Source organism: Paraburkholderia sediminicola (assembly GCF_046026855.1).
Lineage (GTDB): Bacteria > Pseudomonadota > Gammaproteobacteria > Burkholderiales > Burkholderiaceae > Paraburkholderia > Paraburkholderia sediminicola_A.
Genome location: NZ_JAQQET010000054.1, coordinates 1 through 19059, shown reverse-complemented (window position 1 = coordinate 19059; position 19059 = coordinate 1). Strand labels below are relative to the sequence as shown.

18 protein-coding genes are annotated in these 19059 nt (G+C 63.5%); 7 read left to right on the top strand and 11 right to left on the bottom strand.

Going from position 1 to position 19059, the window contains the following annotated elements:
- Nucleotides 1-184: 184 nt before the first annotated feature.
- Together hpnN and PQR40_RS37070 are read left to right on the top strand one after the other, a co-directional pair.
- Nucleotides 185-2800 carry a hopanoid transporter HpnN gene (hpnN, locus tag PQR40_RS37075; protein ID WP_408511128.1) on the top strand — a complete coding sequence of 872 codons (2616 nt, stop codon included), beginning with the start codon at nt 185-187 and terminating at the stop codon, nt 2798-2800.
- A gap of 2 nt (nt 2801-2802) precedes the next feature.
- Complete coding sequence (locus PQR40_RS37070; protein WP_408511127.1) at nt 2803-3798, top strand: MlaA family lipoprotein; 996 nt, start codon at nt 2803-2805, stop codon at nt 3796-3798.
- 423 nt (nt 3799-4221) lie between these two features.
- Here the strand turns inward: PQR40_RS37070 and PQR40_RS37065 are convergent, their stop codons facing one another.
- The 7 genes from PQR40_RS37065 to PQR40_RS37035 form a co-directional block, all read right to left on the bottom strand.
- Nucleotides 4222-4953 (bottom strand): phosphorylase, encoded by a 732-nt coding sequence (locus PQR40_RS37065; protein WP_408511126.1) that lies wholly within the window; start codon nt 4951-4953, stop codon nt 4222-4224.
- A gap of 3 nt (nt 4954-4956) precedes the next feature.
- The gene (gene shc, locus PQR40_RS37060) at nt 4957-7017 is read right to left on the bottom strand and encodes a squalene--hopene cyclase (RefSeq protein ID WP_408511125.1); all 2061 of its coding nucleotides are present in this window, start codon (nt 7015-7017) and stop codon (nt 4957-4959) included.
- Nucleotides 7014-8279 carry a hydroxysqualene dehydroxylase HpnE gene (gene hpnE / locus PQR40_RS37055; protein ID WP_408241077.1) on the bottom strand — a complete coding sequence of 422 codons (1266 nt, stop codon included), beginning with the start codon at nt 8277-8279 and terminating at the stop codon, nt 7014-7016. Before hpnE ends, shc begins: the two co-directional genes overlap by 4 nt.
- 4 nt (nt 8280-8283) lie before the next feature.
- A complete protein-coding gene (gene hpnD / locus PQR40_RS37050; RefSeq protein ID WP_408241080.1) occupies nt 8284-9132 on the bottom strand; it encodes a presqualene diphosphate synthase HpnD in 849 nt (282 codons plus the stop codon).
- Nucleotides 9133-9400: 268 nt separating this feature from the next.
- Entirely contained in the window at nt 9401-10339 is a 939-nt protein-coding gene (locus PQR40_RS37045) for a sensor domain-containing diguanylate cyclase (protein WP_408511124.1), read from the bottom strand.
- Complete coding sequence (locus tag PQR40_RS37040) at nt 10336-10959, bottom strand: chemotaxis protein CheC (RefSeq protein WP_408511123.1); 624 nt, start codon at nt 10957-10959, stop codon at nt 10336-10338. The genes PQR40_RS37045 and PQR40_RS37040 overlap by 4 nt, the downstream gene beginning before the upstream one ends.
- Nucleotides 10952-11320, bottom strand: a complete 369-nt coding sequence (locus PQR40_RS37035; protein WP_028195969.1) for a response regulator — start codon at nt 11318-11320, stop codon at nt 10952-10954. Before PQR40_RS37035 ends, PQR40_RS37040 begins: the two co-directional genes overlap by 8 nt.
- Before the next feature lie 238 nt (nt 11321-11558).
- On the opposite strand from PQR40_RS37035, the gene PQR40_RS37030 reads away from it, so the two are divergent.
- The 3 genes from PQR40_RS37030 (at nt 11559) to PQR40_RS37020 (ending at nt 15503) form a co-directional block, all read left to right on the top strand.
- Nucleotides 11559-11870 (top strand): hypothetical protein, encoded by a 312-nt coding sequence (locus tag PQR40_RS37030; protein ID WP_408241089.1) that lies wholly within the window; start codon nt 11559-11561, stop codon nt 11868-11870.
- Between the two features lie 120 nt (nt 11871-11990).
- Nucleotides 11991-14279: a hybrid sensor histidine kinase/response regulator family protein gene (locus PQR40_RS37025; RefSeq protein ID WP_408241092.1), complete on the top strand. Its 2289-nt coding sequence runs from the start codon at nt 11991-11993 to the stop codon at nt 14277-14279.
- Nucleotides 14280-14495: 216 nt separating this feature from the next.
- Complete coding sequence (locus tag PQR40_RS37020) at nt 14496-15503, top strand: hypothetical protein (RefSeq protein ID WP_408241095.1); 1008 nt, start codon at nt 14496-14498, stop codon at nt 15501-15503.
- An 84-nt stretch (nt 15504-15587) separates the two neighbouring features.
- Here PQR40_RS37020 and PQR40_RS37015 read toward each other — a convergent pair whose 3' ends face one another.
- From PQR40_RS37015 to PQR40_RS37000, 4 genes are all read right to left on the bottom strand, one after another.
- Nucleotides 15588-16142, bottom strand: coding sequence for an NADPH-dependent FMN reductase (locus tag PQR40_RS37015; protein ID WP_408241098.1), 555 nt, complete (start codon nt 16140-16142; stop codon nt 15588-15590).
- Nucleotides 16143-16462: 320 nt separating this feature from the next.
- Nucleotides 16463-16744 carry a DUF6723 family protein gene (locus PQR40_RS37010; protein ID WP_408241101.1) on the bottom strand — a complete coding sequence of 94 codons (282 nt, stop codon included), beginning with the start codon at nt 16742-16744 and terminating at the stop codon, nt 16463-16465.
- Nucleotides 16744-17028 (bottom strand): hypothetical protein, encoded by a 285-nt coding sequence (locus tag PQR40_RS37005; RefSeq protein ID WP_408241104.1) that lies wholly within the window; start codon nt 17026-17028, stop codon nt 16744-16746. Before PQR40_RS37005 ends, PQR40_RS37010 begins: the two co-directional genes overlap by 1 nt.
- 551 nt (nt 17029-17579) lie before the next feature.
- On the bottom strand, nt 17580-17711 hold the full coding sequence (locus PQR40_RS37000; protein ID WP_256737959.1) for a hypothetical protein: 132 nt from the start codon (nt 17709-17711) through the stop codon (nt 17580-17582).
- A 448-nt stretch (nt 17712-18159) separates the two neighbouring features.
- Here PQR40_RS37000 and PQR40_RS36995 point away from each other — a divergent pair, with 448 nt between their 5' ends.
- Together PQR40_RS36995 and PQR40_RS36990 are read left to right on the top strand one after the other, a co-directional pair.
- Complete coding sequence (locus PQR40_RS36995; protein WP_408241107.1) at nt 18160-18768, top strand: RNA polymerase factor sigma-70; 609 nt, start codon at nt 18160-18162, stop codon at nt 18766-18768.
- Complete coding sequence (locus PQR40_RS36990; protein ID WP_408241110.1) at nt 18755-18958, top strand: zf-HC2 domain-containing protein; 204 nt, start codon at nt 18755-18757, stop codon at nt 18956-18958. The genes PQR40_RS36995 and PQR40_RS36990 overlap by 14 nt, the downstream gene beginning before the upstream one ends.
- The last annotated feature ends 101 nt before the right edge of the window (nt 18959-19059 follow it).

Genomic DNA, 19059 nt, shown 5'->3' with positions numbered 1-19059 from the left:
CCGGCGGGCTCATAAGCCCGCGGCGAAAGCTGGATAGACCAGTATACCGATATTGCGTTCCCGCCCCCGGCCGCGCCGCCCGGGAGCCGTCCTTGCTGCCGAAGTGGAGCCGAGTCGCTCCGGCTCTGTATACTTGTGCACTTTCGTCAAAAACACCGTCCGTGATAAGGCCACCCCCGCCTACATGCTGAAGTCATCTATTGTCCGTCTCGTCGCCTATTCGGTGCGCCATCCGTTACGGATCATCGCCCTGTCTCTTGTGCTCGCCGTTTTGAGCGGCTTCTACGTTGCCGATCATTTCAAGATCAACACCGATATCAGTAAGCTCATCGAGACCGACAAGCAATGGTCGTCGCTCGAAAATGCCATGGACAAGGCCTTCCCGGATCGCGGCCAAACCGTGCTGGTGGTGGTCGAAGCCCGCGCGCCGGAGTTTGCCGACGCCGCTGCCAGTGCCCTCACGGCCGCGCTCAAAGCCGACCCGAAGGAGTTCGTCGCTGTCTCGCAGCCCGCCGGCGGCCCGTTCTTCGAACACAATGGTCTGCTGTTCCCGTCGACCGATGAGGTGATGTCGACCACGTCGCAACTCGTCCAGTCGCGCCCCCTCGTCAATGCCCTCGCGCACGATCCGAGCCTGGCCGGCCTCGCCGGCACGCTCACCACGAGCCTGTTGCTGCCGCTGCAACTCGGTCAGGTGAAGCTGGCCGACATGAGCCATCTGCTGTCGCAAAGCGCCACCACGCTCGATCGGGTGCTGGCCGGCCAGCCGGCGGCGTTCTCGTGGCGCGCGCTGGTCGACAAAAGCGCCGCCACGGATCCGGCGCGCGCCTTCGTCACGGTGCAGCCGGTCGTGAACTACGACGCACTGGAGCCGGGCGCAACGGCATCGAAAGCGATCCGCGACACCGCCGCGTCGCTGCACCTCGATACGCGCTATGGCGCCACGGTCCGCCTCACCGGCGAACAGCCGCTCGCGGACGAAGAATTCGCATCGGTCAAGGACGGCGCCGTGCTCAACGGCATCGGCACCTTCATTGTCGTGCTGGTCATTCTGTGGTTGGCCCTGCGTTCGGGCCGCATGATCGTAGCCGTGTTCATTACGCTGTTCGTCGGGCTCGCGATCACCGCGGCGCTCGGCCTGCTGCTGGTCGGCGCGCTCAACATGATTTCGGTCGCCTTCATGGTGTTGTTCGTCGGGCTCGGGGTCGATTTCGGCGTGCAGTTCGGCGTCAAATATCGCGAGGAACGTAATCGCGACGACCGTCTTTCCGCCGCCCTCATGCACACCGCACACAGCATCGGCGTGCCGCTCACGCTCGCTGCCGTGGCGGTCGCGCTGAGCTTCTTCTCGTTCCTGCCGACGGCTTATCGCGGCGTGTCGGAATTGGGCGAGATCGCCGGCGTCGGCATGTTCGTCGCGTACTTCACCAACATGACGCTGCTGCCGGCGCTGCTGAAACTCTTCAACCCGCCGGTCGAAGCCGTTTCGCCCGGCTTCAAACAACTCGCGCCCGTCGACGATTTCCTCGACCATCACCGCAAGCCGGTGCTGATCGGAACGCTCATCGTCGTGATCGGCGCCACGCCGTTACTCACGCATTTGCGCTTCGACTTCAATCCGCTGCATCTGAAGGACCCGCATACGGAATCCATGGCGACACTGCTGTCGCTGAAGGATTCGCCAGAAGCCGCGGTCAACAATGTGCACGTGCTGGCGCCCACGCTTGCCGATGCGGACCAGAAGGCCACGCGTCTGCGCACGCTGCCGGAAGTGGGCCGCGTCACTACGCTGGACACCTTCGTTCCGACCGAGCAGCAGCCAAAGCTGATGCTGATCGCAAGCGCCGCGCAGCAACTGTTGCCCGCGCTGCAGCAGCAGCCCTCGCCCCAAGCCACAGACGCTGTGCGCGTCGCCGCGCTGAAGCGCGCGTCGAACCAGCTTTCGCTCGCCGCTGACGACCACCCGGGTCCCGGCGCCGCCGAAGCCCAGCATCTGTCCGCAACGCTGCAAAAGCTGGCCGCCGCCGATGCCGCCACGCGCGAGCGCGCCGAAACCGCGATGTCCGAGCCGCTGCGCATCGCGCTGAAGCAGCTGGCGGATCTGCTGCAGCCGACCGAGATTACGCGCGACAACCTGCCCAAGGAGATCTCCACAAGCTGGGTGTCGAAGGACGGCCGCGCGCTCGTCGACATCGCGCCGAAGGTCAAACCCGGCGCCGATCCGAACGACGACGCGACGCTCGCCGCTTTTGCGCACGCGGTGAAGAAAGCCGAACCGGACGCGATCGGCGGCCCGATTTCGATCCTGCATTCCGCCGACACGATCATCAAGGCGTTCCTGCAGGCCGCCGGCTACGCCTTGCTATCGATTGCCATCCTGCTATGGATTGCGCTGCGGCGGCTCAGCGATATGCTGCGCACCCTGGTTCCGCTGCTGGTCTCGGCGCTGGTGACATTGGAGTTGTGCGTGGTGTTCGGCATGCCGCTGAACTTCGCGAACATCATCGCATTGCCGCTGATGCTGGGCGTCGGCGTAGCATTCAAGATTTACTTCGTGATGGCGTGGCGCAACGGGCAGACCGGCCTTTTGCAGTCGAGCCTCACGCATGCCGTGTTGTTCAGTGCGGCGACCACCGCGACGGCGTTCGGCAGCCTTTGGCTGTCACACCATCCGGGGACGTCGAGTATGGGACGCTTGCTGGCACTCTCGTTGTTTTGCACGCTGATCGGCGCGGTGGTGTTCCAACCCGTGCTGATGGGTAAGCCGCGCCAACGTCGCGCGAAGCACAAAGGAATATAAGCATGAAGCTGCAAACCACCGTGCTGGCGCTGGTCGCCACCGGGCTGATCTCTGGCTGCGCGACCGGCCCCGACCGTAAACCGGGCGACCCGTTCGAGCCGGCGAACCGGGTGATTTTTAATTTCAATGACGGCCTGGACCGCTTCGTCGCCGTTCCGGTCGCCAAGGGCTACCAGAAGGTGACACCGCAGCCGTTGCGTACGGCGGTGAGCAACTTCTTCTCGAATCTGGGCGACCTGACCAACGCCGCCAACAATCTGTTGCAGTTGAAGATCACCGACGCGACCGAAGACTTCGTGCGTTTCGCGTTCAACTCGACCTTTGGGCTCGGCGGCCTGATCGACTGGGCCACGCCGGCCGGTCTGCCGAAGCACCATCAGGATTTCGGATTGACGCTGGGCCTCTGGGGCATCCCGTCGGGCCCGTACCTGGTCTTGCCGCTGTTTGGTCCAAGCACGGTACGTGACAGCATGGGTCTGGTGGTGGACGTGAAGTTCAACCCGCTGAACTACATCGAGCCGGCGGTGCGCAATCCGCTGTACGTGCTGCAGTTCGTGAGCGTGCGCTCCGACCTGCTGGGGGCAACCGACCTGCTGCAACAGGCTGCGCTCGACAAGTATTCCTTCGTTCGCGACGCTTATACGCAGCAGCGTAAAGCGCGCCTGCGCGGCACTGGCGACAACGCCGCACCGCTCCCGAACTACGACGACCAGGAGGGCGACTCCGGCGCAGCCGCACCTGCCAAGGGCGCTTCAGGCGCGGCCGCAGGCTTGCCGAACTACGCGGACCAAGGCGACACCGCTGAAGCCCCGAACGCGGCATCAGGAAGCGCCACAGCCGCCCCGGCGGGCGTACCGAACTACACGGACCCGGGCGACACGCCAAACGCCCCAGCGGCGGCGCCTGCTGCGGCATCGGGCGCAGCGGCACCAGCATCGGCGTCGCAAACCGCGCCGACGAGCACGAAGCCGACGCAAGCAGCGCCGGCGGCGCAATAAAGGGGAGTCGGGTGACCCTGCGCTACAGAGCGCCCGGGTCACCTTAAAGAGCGGACTGGGAAATTAGCGTACGGAAACGGCGGGAATTAAAACGAACAGTGTGCCTGCCGATTGCGAACAGGAATGCCGAGCGAACCAGACGGGAAGCACCCTTCGGCGCGCGCAGCGCCGCTGGAGGTATGACTGCCTTGTCACCGAGGCTGAATGTGCGAGAACACAGATTCCAGATGCACCACTACCGCGACTGCGCGGGGGACCCGCTTAAGAACTAGCGGTGTGAGCCGCTTTCTCTTGCTTACTTCTCTTTGCGGCGGCAAAGAGAAGTAAGTGCCGCCCCGCACAGGGGCGACGCTAATAGACCAATAAGAATTCAAGGAAAGGCCAAAGGCCAAAAAAGCCAGATCAAGAAAAAGACCAAACCCCTCACCCACCACCCATCCGCAAAACCCCACTTTCCCCCATAGCATGCCGCGCCTGCACCAGCGAGGTCCGCGCCGCCCGCGCATCGACAGCGACCTGAATCAGCGCCCCCAACTGCGACGGCTGCCGCAACAACTCCCGCAAAATCGGCCCTAACGCCGTCGTGCCATCATCCCGCAAGCCAGCGGTAGCAGCCGAAGGCAACGTCCGCCAGGCCGGATCGACAATCGCGCGACACACCGCGAAAGGCAAACCATGCGCGGCAGCCGTCGCACCGGCAATATGCGATTCCATATCAACCGCCAAAGCACCCGTCGAGCGATGCAGCACACGCTTGTCCTCGGCAGTGACCAAAGGCGCGGTCACCGCCGCCACCAACCCGCGCCGCAGACGCGCCACAAGCGGCCCAGTCGCCAGCGCGGCGGCGAGCCTGTCAGCCCACGGCCGGTCGGTCTCGAGCCGCCCAAACGGCCCCTCGACGGCTTCTGCGACGATCAGCGTGCCCGGCTCCAGATCGGGCGCCAAACCACCCGCCGTCCCAAAACTAACGATCCCGGAGCAGCCGCGCGCAACCGCCGCACTCAACGCCCGCTCCAGCAGATCGGCACGAGCCGCGTAGACCACCTCGACACCTTTGCCGCGCGCGATACGCGCTTCGAACGCCATACCCGTCACCACGATCACCGGCAACATGCTGCGGCCGGCCCCGGCTGACGGCGTTGTCGAAAGCGCCATCCGTTACATCCCGACAGCGACGCGCGTCAGCCCGTTGCGTTTCAGATGACGGAAGCGCGCCAGCGCCCACAATGGGAAGAACTTGCGATAGCCGTGGTAACGCAGATAGAACACGCGCGGGAAACCGGTCGCCGTGAAGCGCGTTTCGTCCCACAGGCCGTGCTCGCGCTGTTCCCGCTGCAAATACTCGACGCCACGCGCAACCGCCTCGTGATTCACCTCGCCCGCCGCCATCAGGCCCATCAGCGCCCACGCGGTTTGCGACGCCGTGCTCGGCGCGCGCTCGTAGCCGCGATAGTCGAGCTTGTAGCTCTCGCCGCCCTCGCCCCAGCCGCCGTCTTCGTTCTGGATCGACAGGAGCCACTGCGCGGCGCGCTTCATCCGCGGATCGTCGTGCGGCAAGCCTGCGGCGTTCAGCGAACACAGTGCGGTCCACGTGCCGTAGATGTAGTTCAGGCCCCACCGGCCATACCAGCTGCCGTCCGATTCCTGTTCCTTCAGCATGTAATCGAACGCGCGCTGCGCCGGCTCACTGCCCTGCGGAAATTCACCGAGTTGTGCGAGCATCGACAGGCAGCGGCCCGACACGTCCGCGGTCGGCGGATCGAGCAATGCGCCATGATCGGAGAACGGAATGTTGTTCAGGTAGTACTGCGTGTTTTCCGGTTCGAACGCGCCCCAGCCGCCGTCGCTGCTTTGCATGCCGACCACCCATTCGCGCGCCCGCGCAATGGCTTCGCGGTCGACATCCGATTGCGTCAGCGCCGCCGAGCGTTGCATCGCCATCGCGACCACCGCCGTATCGTCGACGTCAGGATAGTGCGCGTTGTTGTACTGGAACGCCCAGCCGCCAGGACGCACATTCGGACGGCGTGAGATCCAGTCGCCGCGCACGTCGAGAATCTGCAGCGGACGCAGCCATGCAAGCCCGCGTTCAGCCGCCTGCTCGGCATGCGCTTCGCCGGTCTCGAGCAGCGCGTGCGCCACGAGCGAGGTATCCCACACCGGCGACAGGCACGGCTGGCAATAGGCTTCGTCATCCTTGATGACAAGCAGCTTTTCGATCGACTGACGAGCGATTGCGCGGTTCGGATGATCGGCCGGATAGCCGAGCACGTCGTACATCATCACCGAGTTGGCCATCGCCGGGAAAATCGCGCCGAGGCCGTCTTCGCCATTCAGCCGTTCGTCGACGAACTTCACCGCTTCGCGCACCGAACGCTCGCGCGTCACCGTCGGGAACAGGCCGTCGATTGCGCGCAACATGACGTCCACGCCGCGGAAGAAGCGGAACCAGCCAAGATGCTGATGTGGCGCCCGATCGCGCATGCCGGTATTGACCGGCGCGCCGCGGAACAACTCGTCGATACGCACACGGCGCGGATTGCGCGCCACCGGCCGCTTCGCGTTCAGCACCAGCAACGGCACGATCACGGTACGCGCCCAGTACGACACCTTCGACAGATGGAATGGGAACCATTGGGGCAGCAGCATGATTTCCACGGGCATCATCGGCACGGCGCGCCAAGACACCACGCCGAACAGCGCGAGCAGAATCCGCGTGAACACGTTCACCGTTTCCGCACCGCCGTTCGCCAGGATCGCTTCGCGCGCGCGGACCATGTGCTCGGCATCCGGCGAGTCGCCGATCATTTTCAGTGCGAAGTACGCCTTCACGCTGGCGCTGATGTCGAGCGCGCCGTCGGTAAAAAGCGGCCAGCCGCCGTCCGCCAGCTGGATGCGGCGCAGATAGCGGCCGATCTTCTGTTCGAGTTCCAGGTTCGGCGTTTCGGCGAGGTAGTGGACGAGAAGCACGTATTCGGCGGGAATCGTCGCGTCGGCTTCAAGTTCGTAGACCCAGTGGCCGTCCGGCTTCTGCGCGCCGAGGATTGCCTCGGTGGCGCGCGTGATCGCGGCGTCGAGCGACGGTGCGAACGCTTGCGACGCAGCGACGGGCGCAGCACTCGGCTCCCCGTTCGGCAGCGCGTTCGATACATTCGGCGCCGCATCGGCAAATTCAGGCAGGACGGCGTCCAGCGGCTGGGCTTGAGATAAGTCGTTCATCGGCGTTCCATCGGTTGATTCAGCAGCGTGTCCGCGGCCTTCTGGCCGGAGCGAATCGCGCCTTCAATCGTCGCGGGCAGGCCGGTGGCCGTCCAGTCGCCCGCGAGCATCAAATTGTTCCAGCGAGTGCGCGTGCCGGGGCGCAACGTTTCCTGATCCGGCAAGGCGGCAAACGTCGCACGCTTTTCCATCACGACCTGCCAGGCCGGCATCGGCTCGGCCGGCAAATTGGCGGCTTGCGCCACTTCGGCCCAGATGGTTTTCGCGAGCGCTTCATGCGGTGTGTCGAGCAGGCGCTCAGCGGCGTTGACCGTGACCGACAGGCGGCCCTCGAAAGCGAACAGCCAATCGGCAGTCGCATTGAGCAGCCCCGTGATCGGCGCCATACCGAACGGCGGCTCGACTGCGAAATGTACGTTGACGGTCGCCGCGAAACGATTTGGCGAGCGCAAGCCGGGTACGAGCGTCTGCGCAATGTCGGGCGACACCGCGAGCACCACGGCCTGGCTGGCTTCGATCGCGATGCTTTCATCTACGAAGTTCAGTGCCGAAACACGGCCGGTGTCGGCAAACACAATATCTTTCAGGCGCGAGCCTAGCCTGATCGCCGCGCCGCCATGCTGCAGCAGACGCAGCGCCGGGTCGACGAAGGCACTGCTCAGACCGTTGCGCGCCACCAGAGGCCGGCACGCCAGACCACCGGCGACGAGCATCTCCCTAACCATCGCACTCGTCAGCTCCGCCGACGCTGCACGCGGCTCGACGTTGAGCATCGCGAGAAACAGCGGCCGAAGCAGCCGGTCCCACAGCGGGCCATTGCAACGCATGGTCTGCGCCACAGTACGCCCAGGCTTGGCGAACAGCAGCGGCACCAGCGCCAGATAGTCGCTCGGCCCGGTGTTCGGCACGCGCGCGTTCGGGTCGAAGATCCACCAGGGCAGACGGCCCGGCGACATGCGCACAGTCCAGCGCGAGCGCGTCGCCAGATCCACGAACGGATACTCGGGCTGGGCGGGGCCAACCAGCTCGTCGGCGGCGCCGATTGCGCGCAAATAGTTGAGCGTGGCGAAATTGCCGGACAGCACCATGTGATTGCCACTGTCGATCGTCGCGCCCAGCTTGGGGTCGTAGTACGAACGGCACCGGCCACCCGCCTGGGGTGCTGCCTCATGCAATACGACTTGTGCGCCGCGCCGCTGCAATTGCACCGCAGCGGCCAGGCCGGCGAGGCCAGCGCCGATCACATGGATGAGCTTTGGCATCAGCTCAGAAGAGCGCGTAACGCGCGACGATCCACAACAAGCGCAGTTTCGGCTTGTTGACCTTCGTACGCGGAATGTCGAAACCGCGATCGAGCGTGCGTTCGAGCAGCACGCGATAGACGCCCGACATGATGCGCGGTGCACGCACGTGGCTGCGCGGCTCACGGGCCATGATCGCGTCGGAGGCCGCGAAATGCTGCTTGGCGCGCTCGGCAAGCGTGGCGCAGACGCGCGGCAGAGACGGATCGTCTGCGATCTGCGCCGGGTTCGTCACCGCGATACCTTCGCGCGCCAGCAATTCGTGCGGCAGGTAGCAGCGGCTGATACCGGCATCTTCGTCGATATCGCGCAGGATGTTGGTCAGTTGCAGTGCGCGGCCGAGATGGTGCGCGAGCAACCGGCCAGGCTCTTCCTGCATCCCGAATATTCTCACCGATAGACGGCCCGCCGCGCTGGCGACACGGTCGCAGTACAGATCGAGCGTGGCTTCGTCGGGTGCGCAGATGTCCTCGGCGGCGTCCATCGCCATGCCGTCGATCATCGCGTGAAAATCTTCGCGTTGCAGGTGAAACGTATGAATATGCCGCGTCAGCGCGCGCAAGGAAGGGCGCGGCGCGCCGGCGTAACACGCGTCGACGTCGGCGCGCCAGCGCTCGAGCGCGGCGGCGCGTTCGGCGCGCGGCAAGTCACTGTCGGCGATATCGTCGACAGCGCGGCAGAACGCGTAGACCTGATACATCGCGTCGCGCTGCGCGGCCGGCAGGATACGCATCGCGAGATAAAACGAGCTGCCGGACGTGGCGGCAGCGGCGTCGATTTCTGTATCGTCCACGACAAGATTGGAAACAGCCAAGACGATCTCCGCTGGAGGCGCCCGCTGAAAGGCGTTCAAGAAATTTTAATGCCTACCCGCAGGGCGAGCAGCCCGCGCGCGCGGACACGCGCGAAACACCCGGCAGGGATGCCGGAAACGGCGAAAAGTATAACAACCTTTGTGAGATGCCGCAGTTTGGGGGCGAATAAGGGGCCGGAAGCAGACGCGAACTCGCTGGTGAGCGCACGTCGGGCGGAGCGACGTACGTCCTGCTCCCCATTCGGCGTGCGCAACCACACCGTGGTTGTCAGGTGAACGCGACCGAGCGGTTGCGCCCCTGCCGCTTCGCGCTATACAGCGCCGCATCGGCTTCGTTGATGAGCACGTCGTACGCCGGCACGCCCGCGCGCGCCGTCGCGCCACCGACGCTGGCCGTTACCGGCACGCTCGTGCCCTGCACGTCGACCGGCGTGTCGGCGATCGTGCGGCGGATCTTTTCCGCGACCCGCATTGCGTCTTCGAGCGGCGTACACGGCAACAGCAAGGCAAACTCCTCGCCACCGAAACGCCCGAAGGTGTCCTGCGCCCGCACCACCTCGGCGACCCGCTGCGCCATCACGCGCAACACCGTATCGCCGACGCCGTGGCCGAACTGGTCGTTGATTTTCTTGAAGTGATCGAGATCGAACAGCAGCACGGACATTTCACCGCCGTAGCGCTGCCAGCGCGTGTATTCGTCGCGCAGGCGCGCTTCGAAGTAACGCCGGTTGGCGATGCCCGTCAAACCGTCGCGGTCCGCGTATTCCTGCAGCTTGGCGACCGCTTCTTCACGTTCGCGCTGCACGATGCTGACATGCGTGACGTCGGAGATGGTCACGCATACGGCCACCACTTCGCGATCGCGCATCAACGGCATGAACGTGCAGTCCTGCTGCATGAAATCGACGCCGCCGGTAATCGGCCGGTCGTGATCGAACTTGAAGAGGTACGGGCGCTGCTCCCATGAACTGAACGCGAAACTGCCTAGCTGAAACACGCTTTCGATCTTGCGCGACAGCCACACGCGCGGCAATTCCGGAAAATGAGTGAAGATCGATTTGCCGACCACCTGCTCCGGCGACAAGCCGCTGTGATCCTGCATGAAGCGATTCCACATGAGCACGTGCATGTCACGATCAAGCACGAAGATACCGAAACCGACACGTTCGACAACCAGATCGCTCAACGACTCCACAGGCACACTCATAGGCTGGACAACAGCTCGTCGAGCGCCTCGCTCATATGCCGAATCGACTCTTCAGCCATCAGCATCACGAGGTGCGCGCGGAAGCTCTGGTCCTCGAGCGCGAAATTGACTTCGACCAGCAGCGCGACTTCCCATTGCAACACGCCGGGCTGGAACACTTCGTCGAGCGTCATCGCTTCGCCGAGCAGGCCCGGCGCGGAGAAGACCGGCGTGCGGCCGAGCTGGTCGAGAATGCACGAGACACACGCACCCGTCAGCACGTTCGCCACGTCAAACACGAGTTCTTTCTGGCTCACCGTCTCGTAGCTCGAGCGCGAATACGGGTCGCTCACGAGCGAACACAACTGGTCGATGCTGCCGCTGCGGCAGATCACCAGCGCTTCGCCCTTGATGTCGGAACGAAAGCCCTGACGCACCGCGCTCACCGTGTCCTCGATCCCGGTCATCTCGCGCAGCGCCGCTGCCGCCTCGCTCACCGCCACCACCTTCACGCGCGGCACCGACAATTCGATGAACGCATCGAGCAGGCGCGCGAGACGCGTCGCGGCCTGGCCCATCGCCAGATTGGCGACCTCCTGCAGCGCGTCGCGCTGATCTTCGGTGAGGACTGGCTCAGACATACAACCCGTACTCCTTGAGGATGGGTAGTACCGCCTCGGGCGTCACGGGCTTGGCGATGAATGCGGCGGCGCCGAGCGCGCGCACGCGCGACTGGGCCATCGGCTGAACATCGGCGGAGACGACGATGACGAAGGTATTCAGGTCCTCATGCTGCAAGGCTTCCAGCACCTGATAGCCGGTCATGTCCGGCATCGTCAGGTCGAGGAACATCACCGACGCTTTGCCTTCGCGATACAGGCCGAGCGCTTCGCGCCCGTTTGTGGCGTAGGACACGTCGACATCCCAGTCCGGCGGCAATGCCTTGGTGAGCACCTTGCGGGCAAGCAACGAATCGTCGGCGATCACAATAGGCAAAGGCATGGGCGGGTGGGTAAGCAGAATTAGCTCTTGCGTGTTAACGGCGGGTAGAGTGGGTTTCTTTAGCGCGTGATCTGTCGACCAGCGGTAAAGCGGGCTGAAGCTTGCGAGAATGCAGCTTGCAAACGAGCGGGGAAAGCGCGCAGCGAGGCGCTTTTGACGGAACCCGTGGGCACGCATGGGTGCGTGCAAGCACGGTGGACGACGGCTATGACCGGCATGTTCGAAGCCTACCCCGTAGATGAATCCGCGCGGCTTCACGGATCGGGCTGGTCCCCTTGCCGCGCGCCTGTTTCCGCGAGCGCCCTTGGCCACGCGTTGTGCGCGTTGTCTGGCGGCCCTCGCGGCAGATGCATCCGAACATGGCGGACACATTATTTATGATGGCATGGATTTTCGAAGCAAAACGGCGGAAAGGCAACTCGCCAATTTCGCATTGGCTAAAGAGATTTTCCGATTAATTGCTATTTTTGAAAAAATTTTGATAGATTCAGAACGCTTTCTTTTGCATTTATACTTTTGTGTACGTTTGCGCTTCTCGATTTGTCACTGATTCAAACGGTGGACAAATCAGGGGGCGATCATTCGTCACAGTAACCAGTACTGCCGCTGCATGTCTATGCTTTCTGTATGAAGCTGACTTCCGTCCCGAACGACCTTAGCGTTACCGACCATGACACCAGACCGGTTCGACCCGCCCGAAGCGAGCCGCCGTCCCGCTAGCCGCCAGGACGAGGCGCGGTTCCCAGCCGTGCCTGAACAGAATTTCCACGTCCGGCGCATCACACTGATCGCGCTGCTGGTCGCAGCGATCGTGCTGCCATGCGCGTATGTCGCGGCGATGGCGTTCAGCGATCTGCGCGGGCGCATGGCCGACGCGACCGACATGACGCTGCGCACCGTGCGCGTGGCGGAAGAGCACGCGCTGAAAGTGTTCGACATGAACGAGACCCTGGACGCGCGCATCGTCGATCTGACACAAGGTCTGGACGACAACGGCATTCGCGCTCAGGAGGGCGAGATTCACGAGAAGCTGCGCACCATGGGCGGTGGCTATCCGCAGGTGGCAGCCGTTTCGATTTTCGGCCGTGAGGGCGATCTGCTCGCCACCAGTCGTTTCTATCCCGCGCCGGTGTTGTCGATTGCCGATCGCGAAGATTTCATCGGTATTCGCGACGGCAAGGGCCTCGAGCATGTCTCGAAGGTGATGACAGGACATGTCGTGGGCGAGCAGGTGTTCAACACCGGCGTGGAACGGGTCGCCGCCGACGGCTCGTTTGCCGGGGTCGTCTCGGTGGCGCTGCGGCCCAGCTATTTCGATGCGTTTTACCGGGAACTGCTCGGCGGCAGCGATAGCACGCCGATGACCATGAGCCTGCTCCGCACCGACGGCGCGGTCCTCGCGCATTATCCGCGCCGCCCGCGTGAGCCGATGACGGTGGCGCCGACTTCGCCACTGGCTCAAGCGCTCGCGCAAGGGCGGCGAGCCGGCGTCGTACGGATGCATTCCGACATCGACGATGACAATGTGATCCTCGCATTCCGCCGCGTCGGCGCCTATCCAGTGTACGTGTCGTGCGGCTATCGCACCTCGGCGATCTGGGCCGCGTGGTACCGGCACCTGAGCGTGCTGATCCTGTCGATGTTCACGCCGTCCATCGTATTGTGGTGCGTGATCTGGCTGTCGCTGCGGCGCCTTGGCGCCGAAGAGGAAGCGTGGGAGCGCTGGCAGGCCGAAGCCTCGATGCGCCGCTCGATCGAATCCGCGTATCGTCAGTCGCGCAAAATGGAAGCGCTCGGCAATCTGGTCGGCAGCGTGGCGCACGATTTCAACAACCTGCTTATGATCGTTTCGGCCAACGTGCAGATCGCGCGGCGGCGCGGCACGCCGGGGCTCGACCGCGAATTGTCGGCGATGGAACGGGCGCTCAAGGGCGGCCAGTCGCTTACGCGGCAATTGCTCGGCGTCGCGCGCAAGCAGCCGTTGCGCAACGAGACGCTGGCACTCGAACGCTGGCTGCCGGCGTGCCGCGAATTGCTGCGCGCGTCGCTCGGCGCGAAGATCTCGCTGGTGATGGATATCGGCGTCGATATCTGGCCGATGCGTGTCGACGTCGCCGAGCTTGAGCTGGCGCTGATCAACATCGCGGTGAACGCACGCGACGCCATGCCGAACGGCGGCCGCTTCACCGTGCGAGCCGCCAATATCAACTTCCGCCACGAGGACGGCTTTCCGTTGACCGGCGACTTCGTGCAACTGTCGCTTGAAGACACCGGCGGCGGCATGCCGCCTGAAGTACTCGCACGTGCCTTCGAGCCGCTCTTCACGACGAAGCCGAAAGGCATGGGCACGGGTCTCGGGCTGCCGCAGGTTTTCGCCTTCTGCGAGCGCTCCGGCGGGCTGGCCGCGATCGACAGCGCAATCGGCGCGGGCACCTCGGTGCGCCTCTATCTGCCGCGCGCCACGGCCGCACCCGAGACCGAATCGCCGGCTGAGCCAGGCGTCGAGGAAAGCGGCGTGCCGCACGGCTTGCGCATCCTGCTGGTCGAGGACAACGACGAAGTCGCTGCAGGCACTGAGGCGTTATTGCAGATGATGGGCCACCAGGTCACGTGCGTCTTCAATGCCGATACTGCGCTGCGCCTGTTCGACGACGCTCACGCGAGGCAAGCGCGCACCGGCGAGCCGCTGCCGTTCGATCTGGTGCTGTCAGACATCCACATGCCCGGCACGATGAACGGCATCGACCTGGCCGAAGCCGTGCAGGCTTTCGACACCAGGCTGCCGGTCATTCTGGTCACCGGCTACGCGGAAGAACTCGACCGTGCACGGCATGTGGACGTGCGGGTGTTGTCCAAACCTTTCGATATCGCGTTGCTGGAAAAACTCCTGCAAGCGATCCAGCGCGAACTGGCGCAGACGGGCGCCGATCCGGCCGCGGCGGCACACCCGGCCGGCTAAAACCTGCCGTTTCAGCGTCGCCGCCAATTACCGGCGGTTGTAAAAATGCGCGACGTGGCATGTCACGCTTCTGCATGACCGAATCGGCACAAGCTGGCAGCAGCGGGCGTGCAGGCGCGTCAAGCCGGCCCCGGCATGATCGTTGCGACGTTTTCAGGGAGGAAGGCCGGCGCGTTGTAACGCCGTCCGTTCCACCTAAAACGTCGGGAGACAGCCATGCGACACACCGTGATTGGGTTATTCGACACTTATTCTCAAGCGGAAGTCGCGCGCGATACGCTTGTGCAGACTGGTTTTGCACGTGAAACGATCGAGTTGCAGGCAAATCCAGAACCCTCCGTCGGCTCAGCAACCGATGAGGTTGCCAGTTCCGGCGTGCTTGCCAATATCGAGCGCTTTCTGTCGAGCCTGTTTGCGAGCGGCTCCCGAGCGCCGGATGCGGCCCGCTATGCCGAAGCCGTGCGCCGCGGCGCCGTACTGGTCTGCGTAAGCGCGGCAAGCGAATCGCACGCGGAACTCGCGCGTAATACCTTGAAGAGACTGGGCGCGACCGACATCGGCGAACGTTCACCCAATTGGGATATGCAGCCAGAATCGAGCCGCGATCATTCGATACTCGACGAACTCGGCATCGGCGCAGTGACGCCCGGCACACCGCACACCTCGAGCGTAGCGACGCCGGGGTCCACCACCTGGCCTGCGACTTCGGCCGACCCACTCTATCCGCCGCCGCTCATGGGTACCGACGCCGAGCCGTTCGTCCCGCCGCCACTGTCTGAGCGGCCGATGCGCGACCCGCTCAACGAGCCAGTCACCAGCGACCCGCTGGTCGGCGATGCGGGACGCACCGCGATCGCCGCCGGCTCGATGCCGGGCTCGGGCGCGATCTTGCAGCCGTCGGAAGTCGTATCCGAAGCAGGACAGCCGACCGCCGGTTTAGGCGGCCAGATGCCGAACGAGTATCTGGAATACGAAGAGGATTTCCGCACGCACTTCGACGAGCAATACGCAGCCGGGAACGGGCGCTACGAAGATTACGTGCCGGCCTATCGCTACGGCGCGGAGATCGGTCGGGATGCGCGTTATCGCGACCAGCCGTGGGACGACGTCGAGCCCGAAGCCCGGCGCCATTGGGAAACCACCTCGTCGGAGAGCACATGGGAGCGCTTCAAGCTCGCCGTGCGTCACGGCTGGGAACGGGTCACGGGGCATCACCACGTATAGGCGAACGTAGGGGCAGCGCCGGCGTGCCGTGAAGTCATGGCAAGGGCGGCGCTGCCCGGGTGAAACGTATCCGCGAAGTCGCTGTCAGGCAGCGGTCTGACGTTTGACCCACGCGACGTAGCGGTCGACGAAAGTCTGCAAAAACTTACGCGTACCGTCGTTCACGATCTCGCCCTTCTCGTTAATGGCCGCCGGGTCGTGCTTGATGAACACCTCAGGTTGGCCGAGCGTGGCGACATCGAGGTACGCCAGCACATTGCGCAGATGCTGTTGCGCCAGCGCCGTGCCGGTCGCGCCGAGGGAGGTGCCGATCACCGCGCCGGGTTTGTTTGCCCACGAATTGGTGCCCCACGGCCGCGAGCCCCAGTCGAGCGCATTCTTTAGAACGCCCGGTATGGAACGGTTGTACTCAGGAGTGACGAACAGCAGGCCGTCGGCGGCTTCGATGCGCTGCTTCAGGTGTTTGGCGACTTCCGGATAGTCGGCGTCGTAGTCCTGGCTATAAAGAGGCAGGGAGCCGATATCGAGGAATTCGAATGTGAAGTCGGCGGGCGCGAGGGAAATCACGGCTTGCGCCAATTGGCGGTTAAACGACTCGCGGCGCAGGCTGCCGACGACAACTGCGATGTGATAGGCCATGTTCGTTTCCTTGAGGTGATGCGCTTGACGCGCGAAAGGGTACGAACTGTCCATCATAGGCAAAGCTACGCGGGATGACGACGGCGCGGTCAAAAACGGCCCACTTCTGGCCGCGCGCGACCAGGCCTCGAAAATGCTGCCGGTGGATAACCCGGTAGCACTCAAAGTTATCCACAGATTTACTGAATAACCTTGTGGATAACTGGTACTTTTGCCTTGTCAATCAAGCATGCTTTCGGTCTAGGACGTTTTGAGGCAAACGGACGTTCTTCTCTGCCCGCGCGGACAAAAATCCAGCCGCGCGGCATAGGTCGAAGCAATCATTCCGGGACGGCGATGTCGCCATCCACAAGCTGCCAGCCGTACGTCTCGGCAAATAGTTGGGCAGCATCGGCGTTTTCAAAAAACGGCATGTCCGCGTGGCCCTGAAAGGGGTAGATCACGCGCTCGTCGCTCAACCGCATCACTTTCAGCGTCGGTACCGTCCCGCTGGAGGTTCGACGCGACGACACGGCCACCTGATAGTTCGCGCGGCCAGTCAGTGGCGTGGAATTCGCGCCCTGTGCGCGTCTGGAAACGTGACTTGCCATCGGCGCGCGCATCAAAGCCCGGCGATCGACTGGCCGGCAACCATGCCGTCGATCACTCGCTCCGCGTAACTCGCCGATGCAATGCGCGCGTCGCCGGCCGCGCCAAACGGAGAACGGCTCGGCACGCGGAATACGCGGCTGGTGGTCAAGGTGTCGTCGGAGCCGCGCCGGCAGATTCGCACTGCGGCGTCGAAACCCGCATCGTAGTGGCGGGCGCCATCGGGTGAGCGCGGCTGGTGCGGATAAACCAGTGGATAAATCTCGAGGCCCCGGTAACTTCTGATCGTATTGCTCATGGTGTTCGTCTCCTGTGAAGGATCTCGCTCGAAACGTGTGGCTGTATGCCCGGCGTGACGCCGGGTGAGTCGCTGCGTTTCAGCGAAAAACAAGGTGTTAATCGACGATAATCAACGATGCGCGTAAAGAGCGGCCGCGTTTGTCAGGCCACGCCGACGACACCGTAAAGCGAAGTAGAAGGAAAGGACCCCGTTCGATTCAGGGCGCGGTGATGAGAGGCTGATGCCTGAGGGACTACGCAAGACGCGCAGGAGAACTGCAAGCTGTTGGCTCACTGTAACACGTTAGAAGAGTGAACATTAGACGCATTTGCGTGCCGGGCGCGAGTGTTGCTTTAGCGTGCAGGGTATTGTTACCGCTTTCTGTTTCGTGAGGCTCGCACGCCGATGGAATGGACCTGCGGCCATGTTCTGCGGTGCCCTCCATGCGCGTTAAAAGTATTGGATCCAATGCAAAAAAGGCGCCTTTATCGGCGCCCTTCTTGACTTCGAAAACTCGTTTCGTCGGCGGACTTGTGCCGGACATGCTTCCGGCCGCGTCCACCAGACGATTAGTTGCCGAAGAACACGTTGCAATACGATGCCGGACCGTTGCATTGAGCCGGTGCAGCGGCTTGAGCGGCGCCCGAAGCTGCGGCAAACAGGGCGACGGAAGCGATCAGGGCGGTAAGAATGCGTTTCATGGTGATACTCCTCTTCAGCGTTTGGTTTGCGATCTGGTGCGATCGATGGACTGAAGAATAGCGATTCAGTGTCCGCATAAAAACACCGAAGACAAGAAGACTTTTTTTCAAATAATGAAATAATCCGGACGTGTATTGAGGGCGAGTTTGAGACGTACGTGGCTGCACGTCTCACTCACGCACCGCAGGTTACGGTTCGCCACCCCAGCCTTGATTTCATTTTGCGCAATAATGTTTTTTGTCGTCATAAAGCCTGCTGTGGCACGACTAAAGTCATCAGGTCATCGCTGCTGGCGGGCACATGTTCAATACCGATTCGCTTGCGCAGGAACGTGCGGGAGAATGGCGCACACGTCCGGGCAGTGCGCGAGGAGACCCACCCACCTATGAACCACAGCGATTCAGGAAAAAACGTGCGGCAACCGCGAGCGCGGCGACGGAGCATGCCATGGCGCAAGTAAGCGGGCCGGCACTCGACGATCCCGTCTATCTGACGCAACTGCGGCGCGACCTGTTGCGCTTCGCCCGTTTGCAACTGCGCGATGCCGCTGCCGCCGAAGACGCGGTCCAGGAAGCACTGGCCGCCGCCTGGACGCAGGCCGACCGGTTTGCCGCGCAATCGGAGCACAAGACGTGGGTGTTCGGCATCCTGCGGCACAAGCTCATCGACACCTTGCGTGCCCGGCAGCGCACGGTGAACCTGTCGGCGCTCGAATCCGAAATCGACGGCGAGGCGCTGCTCGATCGCGAGCTCTTCAAGGACAACGGCCACTGGTCGCGCGAGACCAAGCCGCAACCCTGGCCGACGCCGGAAACCGCGCTGCGTCAGCAGCAATTCTGGGCCTTGTTCGAGATGTGTCTGGAACACCTGCCCGAGCACATCGGGCGCGTGTTCATGATGCGCGAATTCCTCGATCTTGAAACCGAAGCGATCTGCGCCGAACTGCAGATGACCGCCAATCACTGCAGCGTGCTGATCTACCGCGCGCGGCTGCGCTTGCGCACTTGCCTGAGCGAGAAGGGCCTATCCAGAGAGGATGCGAATGGGGAAGTGTAAGCACATCACGCGCCTGTTGTCGGACGCGCTCGACCGCCGTTTGACGACCGGCGAATGGGTCGCGATCCGGCTGCATCTGCCGACTTGCAGCGGCTGCCGTAATTACCGCAAACAGATCCGTCTATTGCGCCTGGCGGCGCGCACGGTGAGCGGGATTGCGACGCCAGGAGCGGGTGGCAGCGACGATTGAAGCCGGCGTCTGGGCTTTAGCGATGCATTGAAGCGGGGGGGGGGGGGGGGGGGGGGGGGGGGCCCCCCCGGCGGCGGGGGGGGGGGGGGGGGTTGGTTTTG

What these genes read in the sequence shown, in the direction of transcription:
- PQR40_RS37005 (WP_408241104.1), bottom strand. Translation starts at nt 17,028, where the DNA reads ATGAGCAATACGATCAGAAGTTACCGGGGCCTCGAGATTTATCCACTG.
- PQR40_RS37040 (WP_408511123.1), bottom strand. Translation starts at nt 10,959, where the DNA reads ATGTCTGAGCCAGTCCTCACCGAAGATCAGCGCGACGCGCTGCAGGAG.
- shc (WP_408511125.1), bottom strand. Translation starts at nt 7,017, where the DNA reads ATGAACGACTTATCTCAAGCCCAGCCGCTGGACGCCGTCCTGCCTGAA.
- hpnE (WP_408241077.1), bottom strand. Translation starts at nt 8,279, where the DNA reads ATGCCAAAGCTCATCCATGTGATCGGCGCTGGCCTCGCCGGCCTGGCC.
- PQR40_RS37015 (WP_408241098.1), bottom strand. Translation starts at nt 16,142, where the DNA reads ATGGCCTATCACATCGCAGTTGTCGTCGGCAGCCTGCGCCGCGAGTCG.
- PQR40_RS37030 (WP_408241089.1), top strand. Translation starts at nt 11,559, where the DNA reads ATGAATCCGCGCGGCTTCACGGATCGGGCTGGTCCCCTTGCCGCGCGC.
- hpnN (WP_408511128.1), top strand. Translation starts at nt 185, where the DNA reads ATGCTGAAGTCATCTATTGTCCGTCTCGTCGCCTATTCGGTGCGCCAT.
- PQR40_RS37035 (WP_028195969.1), bottom strand. Translation starts at nt 11,320, where the DNA reads ATGCCTTTGCCTATTGTGATCGCCGACGATTCGTTGCTTGCCCGCAAG.
- PQR40_RS37070 (WP_408511127.1), top strand. Translation starts at nt 2,803, where the DNA reads ATGAAGCTGCAAACCACCGTGCTGGCGCTGGTCGCCACCGGGCTGATC.
- PQR40_RS37010 (WP_408241101.1), bottom strand. Translation starts at nt 16,744, where the DNA reads ATGCGCGCGCCGATGGCAAGTCACGTTTCCAGACGCGCACAGGGCGCG.
- PQR40_RS36995 (WP_408241107.1), top strand. Translation starts at nt 18,160, where the DNA reads ATGGCGCAAGTAAGCGGGCCGGCACTCGACGATCCCGTCTATCTGACG.
- PQR40_RS37065 (WP_408511126.1), bottom strand. Translation starts at nt 4,953, where the DNA reads ATGGCGCTTTCGACAACGCCGTCAGCCGGGGCCGGCCGCAGCATGTTG.
- PQR40_RS36990 (WP_408241110.1), top strand. Translation starts at nt 18,755, where the DNA reads ATGGGGAAGTGTAAGCACATCACGCGCCTGTTGTCGGACGCGCTCGAC.
- PQR40_RS37045 (WP_408511124.1), bottom strand. Translation starts at nt 10,339, where the DNA reads ATGAGTGTGCCTGTGGAGTCGTTGAGCGATCTGGTTGTCGAACGTGTC.
- PQR40_RS37020 (WP_408241095.1), top strand. Translation starts at nt 14,496, where the DNA reads ATGCGACACACCGTGATTGGGTTATTCGACACTTATTCTCAAGCGGAA.
- PQR40_RS37000 (WP_256737959.1), bottom strand. Translation starts at nt 17,711, where the DNA reads ATGAAACGCATTCTTACCGCCCTGATCGCTTCCGTCGCCCTGTTTGCC.
- PQR40_RS37025 (WP_408241092.1), top strand. Translation starts at nt 11,991, where the DNA reads ATGACACCAGACCGGTTCGACCCGCCCGAAGCGAGCCGCCGTCCCGCT.